Annotated in this window: 16 protein-coding genes; 10 read left to right on the forward strand and 6 right to left on the reverse strand. The window is 56.8% G+C overall.

All coding sequences use genetic code 11. The features are described 5' to 3' along the window. Nucleotides 1-80: 80 nt before the first annotated feature. Genes AC559A_RS10905 through AC559A_RS10915 form a run of 3 tightly spaced genes read left to right on the forward strand, consistent with a single transcriptional unit; the run spans nucleotide 81 to nucleotide 2,351 of the window. The gene (locus AC559A_RS10905; RefSeq protein WP_028571039.1) at nucleotides 81-809 is read left to right on the forward strand and encodes a Smr/MutS family protein; all 729 of its coding nucleotides are present in this window, start codon (nucleotides 81-83) and stop codon (nucleotides 807-809) included. A 40-nt stretch (nucleotides 810-849) separates the two neighbouring features. Next, complete coding sequence (gene crcB, locus AC559A_RS10910) at nucleotides 850-1,224, forward strand: fluoride efflux transporter CrcB (RefSeq protein ID WP_498817939.1); 375 nt, start codon at nucleotides 850-852, stop codon at nucleotides 1,222-1,224. Between the two features lie 20 nt (nucleotides 1,225-1,244). Next, nucleotides 1,245-2,351 carry an XdhC family aldehyde oxidoreductase maturation factor gene (locus AC559A_RS10915; protein ID WP_498817940.1) on the forward strand — a complete coding sequence of 369 codons (1,107 nt, stop codon included), beginning with the start codon at nucleotides 1,245-1,247 and terminating at the stop codon, nucleotides 2,349-2,351. Nucleotides 2,352-2,511: 160 nt separating this feature from the next. Here AC559A_RS10915 and AC559A_RS10920 read toward each other — a convergent pair whose 3' ends face one another. From AC559A_RS10920 to AC559A_RS10940, 5 genes are all read right to left on the reverse strand, one after another. Then, a complete protein-coding gene (locus AC559A_RS10920; RefSeq protein ID WP_498817941.1) occupies nucleotides 2,512-2,832 on the reverse strand; it encodes a nucleotidyltransferase domain-containing protein in 321 nt (106 codons plus the stop codon). Then, nucleotides 2,805-3,197 carry a HEPN domain-containing protein gene (locus AC559A_RS10925; RefSeq protein ID WP_498817942.1) on the reverse strand — a complete coding sequence of 131 codons (393 nt, stop codon included), beginning with the start codon at nucleotides 3,195-3,197 and terminating at the stop codon, nucleotides 2,805-2,807. The genes AC559A_RS10920 and AC559A_RS10925 overlap by 28 nt, the downstream gene beginning before the upstream one ends. Before the next feature lie 237 nt (nucleotides 3,198-3,434). Further along, complete coding sequence (locus AC559A_RS10930; protein ID WP_498817943.1) at nucleotides 3,435-3,905, reverse strand: HAD family hydrolase; 471 nt, start codon at nucleotides 3,903-3,905, stop codon at nucleotides 3,435-3,437. 21 nt (nucleotides 3,906-3,926) lie between these two features. Continuing rightward, nucleotides 3,927-4,367, reverse strand: coding sequence for a 2-hydroxyacyl-CoA dehydratase (locus tag AC559A_RS10935; protein WP_498817944.1), 441 nt, complete (start codon nucleotides 4,365-4,367; stop codon nucleotides 3,927-3,929). A gap of 176 nt (nucleotides 4,368-4,543) precedes the next feature. Further along, nucleotides 4,544-5,116 (reverse strand): hypothetical protein, encoded by a 573-nt coding sequence (locus tag AC559A_RS10940; RefSeq protein WP_498817945.1) that lies wholly within the window; start codon nucleotides 5,114-5,116, stop codon nucleotides 4,544-4,546. 367 nt (nucleotides 5,117-5,483) lie between these two features. On the opposite strand from AC559A_RS10940, the gene AC559A_RS10945 reads away from it, so the two are divergent. Continuing rightward, entirely contained in the window at nucleotides 5,484-5,792 is a 309-nt protein-coding gene (locus tag AC559A_RS10945; protein ID WP_498817946.1) for an IscA/HesB family protein, read from the forward strand. A 241-nt stretch (nucleotides 5,793-6,033) separates the two neighbouring features. Here the strand turns inward: AC559A_RS10945 and AC559A_RS10950 are convergent, their stop codons facing one another. Further along, nucleotides 6,034-7,146 carry a (Fe-S)-binding protein gene (locus AC559A_RS10950; RefSeq protein ID WP_498817947.1) on the reverse strand — a complete coding sequence of 371 codons (1,113 nt, stop codon included), beginning with the start codon at nucleotides 7,144-7,146 and terminating at the stop codon, nucleotides 6,034-6,036. 136 nt (nucleotides 7,147-7,282) lie between these two features. Between AC559A_RS10950 and AC559A_RS10955 the strand changes: the two genes are divergently transcribed. From AC559A_RS10955 to AC559A_RS10980, 6 genes are all read left to right on the forward strand, one after another. Next, complete coding sequence (locus AC559A_RS10955) at nucleotides 7,283-7,543, forward strand: type II toxin-antitoxin system Phd/YefM family antitoxin (protein ID WP_498817948.1); 261 nt, start codon at nucleotides 7,283-7,285, stop codon at nucleotides 7,541-7,543. Beyond that, nucleotides 7,540-7,794: a type II toxin-antitoxin system RelE family toxin gene (locus AC559A_RS10960; protein WP_498817949.1), complete on the forward strand. Its 255-nt coding sequence runs from the start codon at nucleotides 7,540-7,542 to the stop codon at nucleotides 7,792-7,794. Before AC559A_RS10955 ends, AC559A_RS10960 begins: the two co-directional genes overlap by 4 nt. Before the next feature lie 122 nt (nucleotides 7,795-7,916). After that, nucleotides 7,917-8,195, forward strand: a complete 279-nt coding sequence (locus AC559A_RS10965) for a hypothetical protein (RefSeq protein WP_498817950.1) — start codon at nucleotides 7,917-7,919, stop codon at nucleotides 8,193-8,195. Between the two features lie 34 nt (nucleotides 8,196-8,229). After that, complete coding sequence (locus tag AC559A_RS10970) at nucleotides 8,230-11,022, forward strand: type I restriction endonuclease subunit R (protein WP_498817951.1); 2,793 nt, start codon at nucleotides 8,230-8,232, stop codon at nucleotides 11,020-11,022. After that, the gene (locus AC559A_RS10975) at nucleotides 11,019-12,347 is read left to right on the forward strand and encodes a restriction endonuclease subunit S (RefSeq protein WP_498817952.1); all 1,329 of its coding nucleotides are present in this window, start codon (nucleotides 11,019-11,021) and stop codon (nucleotides 12,345-12,347) included. The genes AC559A_RS10970 and AC559A_RS10975 overlap by 4 nt, the downstream gene beginning before the upstream one ends. 424 nt (nucleotides 12,348-12,771) lie before the next feature. After that, nucleotides 12,772-14,313: a class I SAM-dependent DNA methyltransferase gene (locus tag AC559A_RS10980; protein ID WP_498817953.1), complete on the forward strand. Its 1,542-nt coding sequence runs from the start codon at nucleotides 12,772-12,774 to the stop codon at nucleotides 14,311-14,313. Nucleotides 14,314-14,371 lie beyond the last annotated feature (58 nt).

The raw sequence follows: 14,371 nt of genomic DNA on the forward strand, positions 1-14,371 counted from the left end.
AGCCCGTTTATCGGCGTTGCAAGGGCGACCTGCCTTCCTACCCACTCCACGAAACCGAATCAAGCAGCCCCGTCCAGGCCATGAAGTTCACCTCCCTCGAAGACCTCTCCGCGCTGAAGAAGAAGTTCCCCAAGAAGGAGCGCGTCAAACGCATCGTTCCCAAGCCGCGACCAAAAGAAGAACCGGAGAATCCGCCCAATGACGACGCGGACCTGTTCGTCCGGGCCATGTCCGAAGTCACGCCCATCTCCGGCGGGACCAAAGGCCGGGAAGTGCCCGGCGAATCCCGGCTTTCACAATCCGTGACCACCGAACGCAAGCAAAATTTGGCCGAGAACGACGACCTTTGGGTGGCGGATTATCTGCGCAATTTGGTGCAGGGAACGGTGGAGTTCGAGCTGTCGTATTCCGAGGAATACATGCACGGCTATATCCAGGACCTGGACAAAAAAGTGCTGGGCAAGCTCAAGGCCGGGCAGTTCAGCGTGGAAGCCCATCTGGACATGCACGGATTGAACGCGCTGCAGGCCAGGGACGCCGCCCTCGACTTCCTGCGCGGCCAGTATTACCTGGGGCGACGCTGCGTGTTGCTGATTCCCGGGCGCGGCAAGAACTCTCCCGGGGGCCTGGCCCTGATCCGCGAGGAGCTGCCCCTCTGGCTGACCCGCGAGCCGTTGCGCCGGGTCGTCCTGGCCTTCTGCACGGCCCTGCCCCAGCACGGCGGAACCGGGGCGCTCTATGTCCTGCTGCGCAAGCGCAAGAAAACCGGAGGCAAGGTTCGCTGGGACCTTCCGGCTTCCATGGAGTAATCGCGGCTTTTTGAACGCCGTAAAACCTCGATCCTTCCGAATGCAGGAAATCCTTTTTCTCGGCCTGGCCGGCGCATTGGGCGCCATGTCGCGGTACTGGCTCTCCTCTGCCGTGTATGCGCTTCTGGGCCGGGAATATCCCTGGGGCACCACCACGGTGAACGTCCTGGGAAGCTTCCTCTTCGGGCTGGCCTGGGTGCTGAGTCACGAGGTCGGGGCCATCCCGCCGCAAGCCCGAGTGATCATCCTGGTCGGCTTTCTGGGATCGTTCACCACCTTTTCCACATATATTTTTGAAACCCATCTGCTGTTTCAGGAAGGAAAACGCCTGAAACCGATCCTGAACCTGATCGCCCAGAACCTGATCAGTCTCGCGGCCCTCTATTGCGGTTTTCTGCTGGGCCGGATGTGGTAAGGCGATGATGAGAGAATCCAATGATCCGACTTGAAGATGAAATCCTGACCTTGCTGGAGGCTGGAGAGTCGGCGGCTCTGGCCACCATTGTCGGCCAAACCGGCTCCGCGCCGCGGACTCCCGGAACCCGGATGGTCGTGCGTCGGGACGGTTCCATCCTCGGAACGATCGGGGGCGGACGCCTGGAGGCCGAGGTTATCCAGACCGGGCTGGAGGTCTTGCGTTCCGGTTTCAGCCGACTCCAGCACGTTACCCTGACCGGCACGGACGCCGGCGATATGGACATGATCTGCGGCGGGGAACTGGACGTGCTGGTGGAGCCGTTGCGGCCGGTTTCCCGAACCATGGAGCTGTTCCGACTTCTGGGCCGCCAGCGCGAACAGGGTGGTGATTGGCTTCTGGCCACCGTGCTCCGGGAGTCTCCCGGTGGTCAGGCCGGGCTGCTCTCCGAGTCGTATCTGGTCCAGCGCTCAGCCTCGGGCTTGCGCTTTTACCCGGAGCAGCCGGACAATCCGGAGCGACTGGCAAGCCTTCCGACAAGCCTTCTGGAAAAGGTCCGGCTCGAATGTCGCCCGATTCTGTGCATGGCCGGAGACTCACGAGTGGTGATCGAGCCGATTCGGGCCAAGGAGACGGTGCATCTGTTCGGCGCGGGCCATGTCGCCAGAGAAGTGGCGATCCTGGCCCACCGGGTGGATTTTCGCGTGGAAGTCCATGACGACCGGCCCGACTTCGCCAACCCGGAGCGTTTCCCGCTGGCCGACGCCGTCCACGTCCCGGAGAACATGGGTCATGCTCTGACCCAGGATGGGTACCGAATCGACGGGAACAGCTACGTGGTCATCGTCACCAGGGGCCATACGCACGACATGGACGTCCTGGCCCAGGCCCTTGGCACCCAGGCCGCCTACATCGGTATGATCGGCAGTCGCCGCAAGCGGGACGCCATCTACGCGGCCCTGCGCGGGCAAGGCTTCCGTCAGGACGATCTCTCCGGCGTCCACTGCCCCATCGGCCTGGACATCAACGCCCAAACCCCCGCCGAGATCGCCCTGAGCATCGTTGCGGAACTGGTGAAAATCCGCGCGATTGCAAGGTCCGTGCCCAAGGTTTACGAATCAAAATAGGCCGGTTCCCAACGGGCGTCCTATTCCGGAACGTCCGTCTTCTCCAGAAGCAGCGCTACGTCCAAAACAGCGGCGATCTGCCGAGCTGTCAGGGCACTCTGTATCTGTTCGCCATATTTGGTGTGGTTGCTCATGATTTTTCTCATCGCGTGGCCATTGGTCAGGATATCCGAATTCCAGCCTGCTTTATTTTCAGATAAAATTGAGAAGGGTCAGTCTGGACGTCATGCAAAGAGAACGGATGGATTTCCAAACGCAGGTCAACCCGTCTACGATGCTTGCCGATTCTTTGCATGTCAAAATATGGAATACCTTGGAAATCTTTGGAAACAACAGCGACATCAATGTCGCTGTCGTCGCTGGCCCTGCCTTCCGCCGCGGAACCGAAAAGGTAGGCGTCCGCGACATCGATGCCGTCCTGGCGCAAGGAGTCGAGAAACATTTTCGCCTTGTTTACGTATATATCTTTTTCAGCAGGCATTCTTGGACCTCCTTGATACGTTCAAGGTTTGTCGCGGCAAACTCTTTCGTGCAAATCTGATAAAATTTGAATTTTTCATCAGGATATCTGGTTGAAATGTTGAACGTGTTGACCCCATCCAGGAAATCAAGGGTTTCCTCGTCAAAGTCTCCACCTGCCAGGGTCGCCAGTCTGACCAGATCATGAATGCGTGGCGGAAACGTCTTCTTGTGCTTGACTAACAGAGCCTTGAAAAGCTTCTCGAGAACAAGGTGAGCGATGAAGAGAGACCAGTCATATTTGCCGCTCTTGTAAAGAGACTCAGCTACATCCCAATCGTGCCCGGCGGAACTGACCCAGTACTCGACTTTTTCTTTTACCTCCATCAGGCACCTCGCACGCATCTCATTGCGGTCGTGAATTTCGGAGTCAGGGTGCAGGGTGCTCGAATGTGGCTTGAAGCGTAGGGCATGGCGGGGGCTCCTGTGGTGCGAGAAGGGCGACAGGGTAACAGGGTAACAGGGTAACGGAGTTTTCTCGTACCCTGTGATCAGGAATGAGGCAAACAGACGATGGGGGGCCGTGACAACCTCCGGCTTCTTGCTATCGAAGGATCGCGAGCACTACCCGCGAAGCGTGGCCGCCAGGCGGAGGGGGTGGCGCAGGAGGTCCAGGGCGTCCAGGATGGAGCGACAGACCACGTCCGAGGCGGCCAAGGTTTGTGAAGCCGCGCCTTCCTCCTGGAGCAGGGCGATGCCCAGGGCCGCTTCCTGGAGCATCAAGGCGTCGTTGCGGCCGTTGCCTATGGCCGCGGACAGGGTGGGATCGAAAGCCCGCAGATGGTCGGCCTTGGCTTGGGCTTGGTTTTGGGATGGGATGATCAAAAGGTCGCAGGGGAGCGTTCCCAGTGCTTCCCGGACGCTGCCGAAGGTGTCCGCGGTGAGGACGTGGATGTCCAGGTGCCGGGACAACTCCTCCAGGCGCTGTGCGACGCCGGGCAGAAGACGTCCGTCCAGGGCCAGGGTACCGTTGTAGTCCAGGAAGAGGTGGGCCAGACGCAGCGTTTTCCAGCCTGGAACGTCGATGTGCAACATGCGTTTTTCCTTCGTGTTCGGTCAGCTCATTTCCACTACTTCCAGAAACGCCTCGATGTGCGTCCGGAGTTGTTCCGTGTCCGACTCCGAGTAGTCGGTTTCAATGTGCAGAAACGGAATGTTCAACGTCTGTTCAGCCAGGGTTTTTATCCCGTGGGCTTCGACGTTGTAGGTGTGGCAGCATTGCCAGGTCTGGTCGACGATGCCTTGGACCTTGAAATCCCGGCTAAGTCTGGAGATCAGGTTGAACCGACCCTGGTTGGGGGTCATGCAGGAGCAGGGGGGGCGCAGGTAGCTGCGGGCCAGGGCTTCGACGGGGTCGCCGGTCTCGTCCACCAGGAGGTCGAAATTCTTGAAGCCGGTGCAGTTTTCCAGACAGACCACCACGGCCCCGCTGTCCTCGATCAGCTTCAAGGTGATCCTGACAAAGCGCAGCCGGACGGCTATTACGCTACGCTTCAAAGCTGCCGGTGAGCTTGGGCTGGCTGCGTCCAAGCGGTTGGCCCCGCCGCGAAATCGCGTCGAGAACAACCGGCCGGACCGGCTTCGGCCCGGTGATCGACCACACAAACAATCCCCCACGCAATCCAGCCTTGCATTCCGTCCTAATGGTGCGGCGGCCACTCAGGCCTGCCACATTAGCCGATCGGTTCGTTTCCGACCTTCAGTCCTTGAGCATCGCACAGTCCGCGAAAAATATCCCGGAGCGTGTTCTGGTCGATGAATTCATGGAGAGGGCGCTCATAGTAGTCGTCGTCCGCGCATGACGAGGCCAATGCTTTGAATGTTTCGGACGCTTCGGACGCGCTTTGGTGGTCGACCGGGTGGCCGTTCAGGTGTCCGCTCGGGCCTGATGCAGCTCCGGGAATGATTTTGCCTCCGGAGACATCCAGCTTGAGCCCGGAGTTGTTTTTGATCCAGGTGTCGGTTTCATCGTGGGTTCCCAGGAACAAAAAGACGAAATCTCCTTCGTGCTTGGCCAGGACCAGCCGATGCCAGCCGGCGAGTTTGAATTTCCAGCAGTTTTCCATTCTGGCCTCGCCGTTTGGGGTCAACTTCCGGGCAACATTGGGGTCCAATCGACCGCTGTCGGCCAGGTCCTGGATAATTGTCTGGGCCTGTCTGGCAGCGCCCCCGGCTTTGCCTCCGGATTTGAGCATTTTGGCTGTTTTCTTGGAAAACTGGGCAGGGTCGAGGATAATCACGGCCATGGAAAACCTCCGTGCATTCGGTGTCGGTGTTTTGGCGCAAACAGTCATGTGTTCACGGAACCGCATTCTTTTAGCGCATCTTCGAGCTTGGTGTCTAATCTGAAAAGCAAATGAATGGTTCTTCAGACGATAGCCTTTTTCGATGCACGGGCCGACAGGGGTTCGCCTTCCAATATCTTCCAAGATCATGGGGGCCTGTATGTCGAATTTGCCGATGTCACCAGGTCGCCCTAATCAATTGAAACAGCAAATACTCCTGCGGCAATTCTATACAGGAAGGCTATTTGACTTTTCAGGTTCTTGATTTTACCCGATGTATTGTACGTCGCTCCAAAAGCAAACAACTTAACCCAAGAGGAACATAAACATGATTGAAATCACCCCTTCCGTGAAGGAGCAACTGGACAACCACTTTCAAGGCAATGCGCAATCCCCGATTCGGGTTTATCTGGCCGCTGGATGCGGTGGAGAGCGGCTCTCTCTGGCTTTGGACACGGAGCAGGAGACGGACCTGGTGCAGGAACTCAGCGGCTATACCTTTCTCGTTGACAAGGAATTGAGCCAAAAAGCCGGGACTATCAAGATCGACATGACGCCGTACGGATTCGCCGTCTCCTCCGAGGTCCAGGTAGGCGGCGGAGGCGGTGGGTGCGGGGGAAGTTGTTCGTCTTGTTGATGGACCGCTCGCAGTCCGTTGAAAAACTCCCAATTGCTGCGTCGCCGAAAAATAAGTTCAAACTCTCACGTATGAATAAATACGCTTCGACCTTGATTCGATTGCCAGGACGGCAAATCGAAAATGTGGCGCAGCCATAGCCCGAAGTGGCCGGACACAGGACGTGTCCGGATAACTTTATTTGCTCCGTGCACTTGGGGTTTTTGAACGAACTGCCGGATAAGGTTTTTTCAACACTCAGCTAGACGCTGCGAATGAGTTTCCGTTTTAACCACAACCTATTCCAATAGGTCAGTGGGGCCTTGGCCGCTTGGCTTCGGCCCCGCATGGCCTTTTCCGGCTCGAACAGCACGTCTCCCAGGTGGCTCGTGGGCGCGGCGCGGTTCAGGAAGCCGACGCAACCGGCGCAGTAGGTAATGATCCGGTCACCTTGAGCCTGGGTGCGTCGCTTCTCGACCCAGGCCGCAGCCAGAGCGGGATTTCTGAACCCCACGGCTCCACCTTCCCCGCAGCACAACGTCCGTGTACCGCTGTCCTCCATTTCCCGAATATCAAAGCCCCGGGCCGCCAGAAGCGAGCGCACGGCTTGGTGGACTCCGGGCTGATCCCTCAGAGGGCAGGGGTCGTGAACCGTGACTTGAGCTGTTGTGGAGAGTGACACCGTTGCGCTCTCTTTCGTCATTCGGGCTTGTTTTTGGGCCATGACTTCGTACACGGTTGTGACCGTCAGCCCCTCTCCGTACTTTTTGAAGACCTTGTGGCAGTTGGGGCAGGCCACGATGATCCGCTCCACGCCAAAAGCCTGGAGGCGATCCCGGATGCTCCGGAATTGCTCGAAAAAATAGGATTGCCGCCCCAGATCGTGGGACGGCTTGTGGCAGCAGTCCAGAACCATGGCCATCTTCGGCTCAAGTTCGCGCAAGGTCTCGAAGAAACGCCATGTGACTCGGGGACGGGTGCCGGGAAGGGTGCAGCCCGGAAAGAATATTGTTTTGGCGGGCGAGGGCGGATACCAGGCAAAGAGGCTGGAGTGGCCGCGCTTTTCGTAGCCGAGCAGTGGCGCATAGGGCTTGAAGTCCACCAGTCCCTGATCCACGGCCAAGCGGCGCTGGGCCAGAAACAGGTGCCCCGGAGCAAGCTCTTCCGGGCAGACCGCGGAGCAAAGGTTGCACAGACTGCACTCGAACGGATCGACGGTGCGTTCCCCGGCCAGCACCCGACGGGCGATATCCCCGGGCATACCGTACCTGGTTAGAAAGGCGCACCGGCGGACACAGGTCCCGCACCGGGTACAGGCTTCGTTGATATGTCTCGCGGCTTCAGGCGGTTTCATTTTCAAGGTATTTTCAAGCATCCAAAATTCCTCAGGTGAGTGACGAGCCAAATGAATAAATGAGCACATCCTGATCAACATGTCGCCGTTTGACACTCGACCAAGGAGAAGCTTACGTTAAGAACGTACCAGAATCTGTACGCAAGGAGGATTCATCATGGCGACCATGACTGCCACGGCTGCCAGGAAAAGTTTTTTCGATCTGCTCAAATCCGCCAACGAACGTCATGAAATCTATCACATCCGGCACAGAAACGGCGATGCGGTGCTCATGTCCCAGGATGAGTACGAGAGCATCCAGGAAACCCTGGAGCTTTTGTCCTCGCCGGGGTTCCGCGAAGATTTCCAGATCGCCCGCCTGGAAGCGGAGTCAGGCGATACGCTTTCTTTTGAAGAGGTCTTTGGGGAAGAGCAGTGACCTATCGGATTCGGTTCACGCGAAAGGCCGCCAAGGACATCGAGAAACTTTCGCCAAAGCTCCGGGACAAATTGAAAGACATTCTCCGGCATCGCCTCGCGGTTGATCCATACTCGGGCAAGGCTCTCGTGGGAAACCTGAAAGGGTACTACTCGGTTCGCCTGGGTTTCAAGGACCGGGTCGTCTATTCGATACATGACGACGAGTTGGTTGTGCTTGTTCTCCGGGCCAGGACGCATTACGGGGAATAGCCGGGGTGGAGCGGTTTTAGGAATGGATCGACAAGCGCCTGCGGGGCATTACGGCATGGCAGGATTTGACCGATGAATGGAAGAATCGAGGTGCCCGGACTACCTGGGCTGAGAGGCCGGAAATGAAGGACGACTCCCAAACCATCTCCGAGACGTTGGACCGGATATACCAGAAGCACCGGCGGAAATATCGAAACAACCCCGACTCCAGGCAGATGTGCTGCATGTGGTCGACGTACTCCCCGCCTGACATCATCGAGGACACTCCCCCCTTCAACGATATTGAAGCTGCCTTCGGCATCACCATTGACGAGGACGCCGCGTTGATGCTCTACGACATGCATTTGGACGAAGCGGCAAGAAAGATCATGGACATGAGGCTTGAGCAATTCCCAAAGTGACCGATTTCCTCCCATAAATACGCCCCCCCACCCCATGCCCAACCAGAATCCCGAACAAAAAGCCCGCGACGCCATCGACGGGATGTTGATTGCCGCCGGATGGGTGGTGCAGTCCAAGAGCAGGGTGGATTTGTCCGCGGGCCGGGGCGTGGCGGTCCGGGAGCTTCAGACCGACGCCGGGCCGGCGGATTACGTGTTGTTCGTGGACCGCAAGCCGGTGGGCGTGATCGAGGCCAAGCGGGAGGAAGAGGGGGAGCGGCTGACCGTGCATGAGGATCAGTCGGAATCCTATGCCAGGGCTAAATTGAAATACAATCTGAACCAGGAGCCCCTGCCGTTCGTCTACGAAAGCACGGGCACGCTGACCCGGTTCACGGATTACCGCGACCCCAAGCCCCGTTCCCGACCGGTGTTTCACTTTTTCCGGCCCGAGACCCTGGCCGAGTGGAAGGAGCAGCCGGATACGCTGCGGGCCAGGCTGGCACGCATGCCGGAACTGGATGAGGACGGACTGCGTGACGCCCAGATCGTGGCCATCAGAAACCTGGAAGCCTCCTTCCGGGAGAATCGGCCCAGGGCCTTGGCGCAAATGGCCACCGGCGCGGGGAAGACCTTTACCGCCTGCAATGTCGGCTATCGGCTGCTCAAATTCGCCAAGGCCCGCCGCATCCTGTTTCTGGTGGACACCCGGAACCTGGGCGAGCAGGCGGAGCAGGAATTCTTGAAATACCAGCCGCCTGACGATAACCGGAAATTCACCGAACTCTACAACGTCCAGCGGCTGACCTCCAGCCATATCGCCTCGGACACCCAGGTCTGCATCTCCACCATCCAGCGCCTCTACGCCATCCTCAAGGGCGAGGAGCTGGACGAATCCGCGGAGCTGAACAATCCCAACGAATCCGCCTGGCAGTGGCGCAAGAAAGAGCCCCTGCCCGTGACGTACTCGGCGCAAAATCCCATCGAGCAGTTCGACTTCGTCATCATCGACGAGTGCCACCGCTCCATCTACAACCTGTGGAAACAGGTTCTGGAATACTTCGACGCCTTCCTGGTGGGCCTGACCGCCACGCCGGACAAGCGCACCTTCGGATTTTTCAACGAAAACGTGGTCAGCGAATATAGCTACGAAGATTCCGTGGCCGACGGGGTGAACGTCCCGTACGACGTGTTTACCATTGAGACGGAAATCACCCGGGCCGGGGCCACAATCAGGGCCAGGGAGTACGTGGACAAGCGGGAGAAGCTGACCCGCAAAAAACGCTGGGAGCAGCTGGACGAGGATCTTGTGTACACGCCGGGGAGCCTGGACAGGGAGGTGGTCAACCCAAGCCAGATCCGGAGCATTGTCCGGGCCTTCAAGCAGGCCTTGCCACGGATGTTTCCGGACCGGTACGACGAGCAGGGCGTGTTCGAGGTGCCCAAGACCCTGGTCTTTGCCAAGACCGACAGCCATGCGGACGACATTATCCAGATCATCCGGGAAGAGTTCGGCGAGGGCAACGACTTCTGCAAAAAGATCACTTACAAGGCCGACGAAGACCCCAAGTCCGTCCTGACCCGCTTCCGCAACTCCTGGGCGCCGCGGATCGCCGTGACCGTGGACATGATCGCCACGGGCACGGACGTCAAGCCGCTGGAAGTGCTGCTGTTCCTACGCGACGTCAAAAGTTCCAACTATTATGAACAGATGAAGGGCCGGGGCACGCGCACGCTGACCTTCGACGACCTGAAACGGGTCACCCGCACGGCCCGGTACACCAAGACCCATTTCGTGATCGTGGATGCCGTGGGCGCGACCAAATCCAAGAAGACCGATTCCCGCCCCCTGGAACGCAAACCGGCCGTGCCGCTGAAAGACCTACTCAATGCAGTGACCATGGGCGCACAGGATGAAGACCTGTTCAGCTCCCTGGCCAACCGCCTGATCCGCCTCGAAAAACAGCTCACGCCAAAGGAACGGGATCAGTTTGCGAAGCTGACCGACGGCAAAAGCATCAATCAAACGGCCAAGGACCTGCTGCACGTCTACAACCCGGATACCATCGAGGGCGTACAGACGCGCATCAGGCAGGACATGGCCGGCGAGCCGCCAGCCGAAATCGAAAAGGCCGTGCTCAAGGAGCTGGACGCCCTGCGTTGCCGGGCCGCGGCCCCTTTTACCGGCGAGCTGAACGAGTACATTGAGCATGTGCGCAAGGTGCATGAGCAGATCATCGACACGGTCAATCTGGACAAGCTCAAGAAAGCGGAATGGGACAGCTTTTCCACGGACAAGGCCCGGGAAGTGGTCCAGGACTTTGCCGCCTACATTCAGGCCAACAGGGACGAGATCATCGCCCTGAGCATCTTCTACGCCCAGCCCTACCGCCGCAGGGAGCTGACCTTGGCCACGATCAAGGACGTGCTGGACAAGCTGAAGCAGGACAAGCCGCTGCTTGCCCCGCATTACGTCTGGGAGGCCTATGCCCAGTTGGAGAATGTCCAGGGAGACAGCCCCAAGAGCGAGCTGGCGGCCCTGGTGTCCCTGATCCGCAAGGTCGTGGGCATTGATGAGCGGCTTACGCCCTACAGCCACATCGTGGACAGGAATTTCAAGGACTGGATCTTCAAGAAGCATGGCGGAGCCGGGGAGAAGTTCACCGAGGAACAGATGCAGTGGCTGCGTCTGCTCAAGGACCATGTGACCGCCAGCTTCCATGTGACCGTGGACGACCTGGACTACACCCCCTTCGACGCCCAGGGTGGCCGGGGCCGGATGTGGCGACTGTTTGGCGATAAGGCCGATGAACTGCTTGATGAACTGAATGAGGCGTTGGCGGCATGATGCGTGATGATTGGGTTGAGGTGGAGTTGGGTAGTGTTTTCCCTATAAAATATGGCAAGGGATTACCGACAAAAGTATTGTTGGATAGAGGCTTCCCTGTGTTTGGGGCTAATGGAATAATTGGATATTATACTGAGTATAAATACGAAGATGAACAGATATTGATTTCATGCAGAGGGGCTGCAAGCGGAACAATTAATATTTCACCAAAAAAATGTTTTGTTACAAATAACTCTCTTATTGTCGAAATACCGGAGAAGGTGAAAGTCGAAAGAAAATTTCTATTTTACGCACTGAAAAGCGCAAATAAATCAAAAATTATTACAGGTTCTGCACAACCACAAGTCACAATCAATAACGCAAATACTTTAAAAATACTCATCGCCCCCCTCTCCGAACAACGCGCCATCGTCGCAAAAATAGAAAAGCTTCTCAGTGAACTGGACAACGGCATTGCCAACTTCAAAAACGCCAAGGCCAAGCTGGAAATTTTTCGGCAGGCTGTGCTGAAGAAGGCGTTTGAGGGGGAGTTGACCAATAGGTGGAGGGAAAAAAAATCCGTAAGTATATCGGAATGGAATTATATAAAATTAGGGAATATACTATTAACAATAGATGGGGATAGAGGAAAAAATTATCCCAAAAAACACAATTTTTTAAATTCAGGATATTGCTTGTTCTTGTCTACAAAAAACGTGAGAAAAGGCAAATTTATTTTTGATGAGAATATTTTTATAACAAAAGATAAGGATCAACAGTTGGGAAGTGGTAAATTAAAAAGGAATGACGTAGTAATTACTACAAGAGGAACCCTTGGAAACGTTGCTCTTTATGACGATAATATAAAGTATGAAAATATCCGTATTAATTCAGGTATGTTAATCTTGCGTGTGAATGATCCGAAAGAGTTAAGCCCACATTATTTAATGCAATTTATAAACTCACCAGCATTTTTTTACCAATTAAAAAAGAAGCAATCTGGAACTGCTCAGCCACAAATCCCTGCCAATGTTTTCCGTGAAATTCTCATAAATTTGCCAAATAGCATTGAGGAACAATTTCAGATTATTATGGAGATTGAATCCCGTCTCTCCGTCTGCGACAAAATGACTGAAATCATTGATCAGAGCCTGGAAAAGGCCGAAGCCCTGCGTCAGAGCATTTTGAAAAAGGCCTTTGAAGGGAAGCTGCTGAGTGAGGACGAGGTTGCGGCGTGTCGTCGGGAGGCGGATTGGGAGCCGGCTCAGACGTTGCTGGAGCGGATTCGCAAGGACAAGGCGGGTGGTGGAAACAGGGCGAGAACCAGAAAAAAGCGTTCGACATAAGCGGGCGGAGAGAGTCCGGGTGGAAAGGATTTTTTGTGGTATGGTTCATTTTGATGGGCAAAAGAGGTTACATTTTTTGTTGCCGTGAAAATGTGCATCGTGTAGGGGCACGGCGCGCCGTGCCCCTACACGATGGGGGGAATACTGTAGGTTATGGCCGGAACACGGAATATCGTAGGGGCGGCCCTCGCGGCCGCCCTGGGTGGGCGAGGCAACGAGGAAGCACGACGAACCCACGATCAACCGTGCCGCCATGTTGATATGGGCGAAGGGCAGGCGCAAGGCCTGCCCCTACAAGGCGCGGTTATTTGCATACAAATTTGGAACACGATGCCAATGTGTCAACCTGTTTTGAACCATCCCCTTTTTGACGACTAAAAACCATTAACCGGCTGATCATCAGCATTCTGAACAGAAACACCCCATGAACGAATCAAGCCTGATTTCCAAGGTCTGGAACTTTGCCCATGTGCTGCGCGATGACGGCGTGGGCTACGGAGATTACCTGGAGCAGATCACCTATCTGCTTTTTTTGAAAATGGCCGACGAGATGAGCCGGCCCCCCTACAACAAGGATATCCGTGTTCCGAGGATCAAGGACACCGAGGGCCGCGAGCTGCCGGACGGGGAGCGGTGCGACTGGCCGACCCTGCGCCGGAAGCGGGGCGCGGAGCTGGAGGCGTATTACTCGCGGATGCTGCGCTCCCTGGCCACGGAAAAAGGGATGCTGGGCCAGATTTTCACCAAGTCCCAGAACAAGATCCAGGACCCGGCCAAGCTGCTGAAGATCATCGACATGATCGGCCAGGAGCAGTGGACCATGGTCGGGGCCGATATCAAGGGCGACATCTACGAGGGCTTGCTGGAAAAGAACGCAGCGGACACCAAGAGCGGCGCGGGCCAGTATTTCACCCCCCGGGCCCTGATCAAGGCCATGGTCCAATGCGTGGCTCCGCGGCCCGGCAAGACCGTCCATGATCCGGCCTGCGGCACGGGCGGGTTCTTCCTGGCCGCCTACGACTACATTACCGGGCATTACGAGCTGGACCGGGACCAGAAGGCGTTCCTGAAAAACCAGACCTTCTCCGGCAACGAGATCGTGGCCGGAACCCGTCGGCTCTGCCTGATGAACATGTTTTTGCACAACATCGGGGAAATCGACGGCGAGTCCTTCATCTCCCCCACCGACGCCCTGATCGCCGACGCGGGCGTCCGGGCGGACTACGTGCTGGCCAATCCGCCCTTTGGCAAGAAAAGCAGCATGACCATCACCAATGATGCCGGTGAACAGGAAAAGCAGGACCTGAGCTACAACCGCCAGGACTTCTGGGCCACCACCAGCAACAAGCAGCTCAATTTCCTCCAGCACATCCGCACCCTGCTGAAGATCGACGGAAAGGCCGCCGTGGTCCTGCCGGACAACGTGCTTTTTGAAGGCGGGGCCGGGGAAATTGTACGCAAGGAGCTGATGAAAACCACGGACCTGCACACCATCCTGCGCCTGCCCACGGGGATTTTCTACGCCCAGGGGGTCAAGGCCAACGTCCTCTTTTTCGACAACAAGCCGGCCTCACGCGACCCCTGGACCAAGGAAGTCTGGGTCTACGACTACCGGACCAACATTCATCACACCCTGAAGAAGAATACCATGCAGGCCGCGGACCTGCAGGATTTCGTGCAGTGCTACAACCCGGCCAACCGTCAGGACCGCCGGGAAACCTGGTCCGAGGACAACCCGGACGGGCGTTGGCGCAGCTTCACCTATCAGGAGATCATTGCACGCGACAAAACCAACCTGGACATCTTCTGGCTCAAGGACAAAAGCCTCGCGGACCTGGACAACCTGTCCGACCCGGACATCCTGGCCAGCGAGATCATCGAAAACATCGAAGCCGGACTGCTGAGTTTCAAGGAGATCATGGAAACCATCAACGGCAATGGCCAGGACGGGCAGCCGGGCGCGTAAAGGACCGCAACATCAATGAGATTGGTAGTTAATGCCTGAAATTTTTGGGCATTTTTTT

It is taken from the genome of Desulfonatronum zhilinae (assembly GCF_900182865.1).
Taxonomy (GTDB): domain Bacteria; phylum Desulfobacterota; class Desulfovibrionia; order Desulfovibrionales; family Desulfonatronaceae; genus Desulfonatronum; species Desulfonatronum lacustre.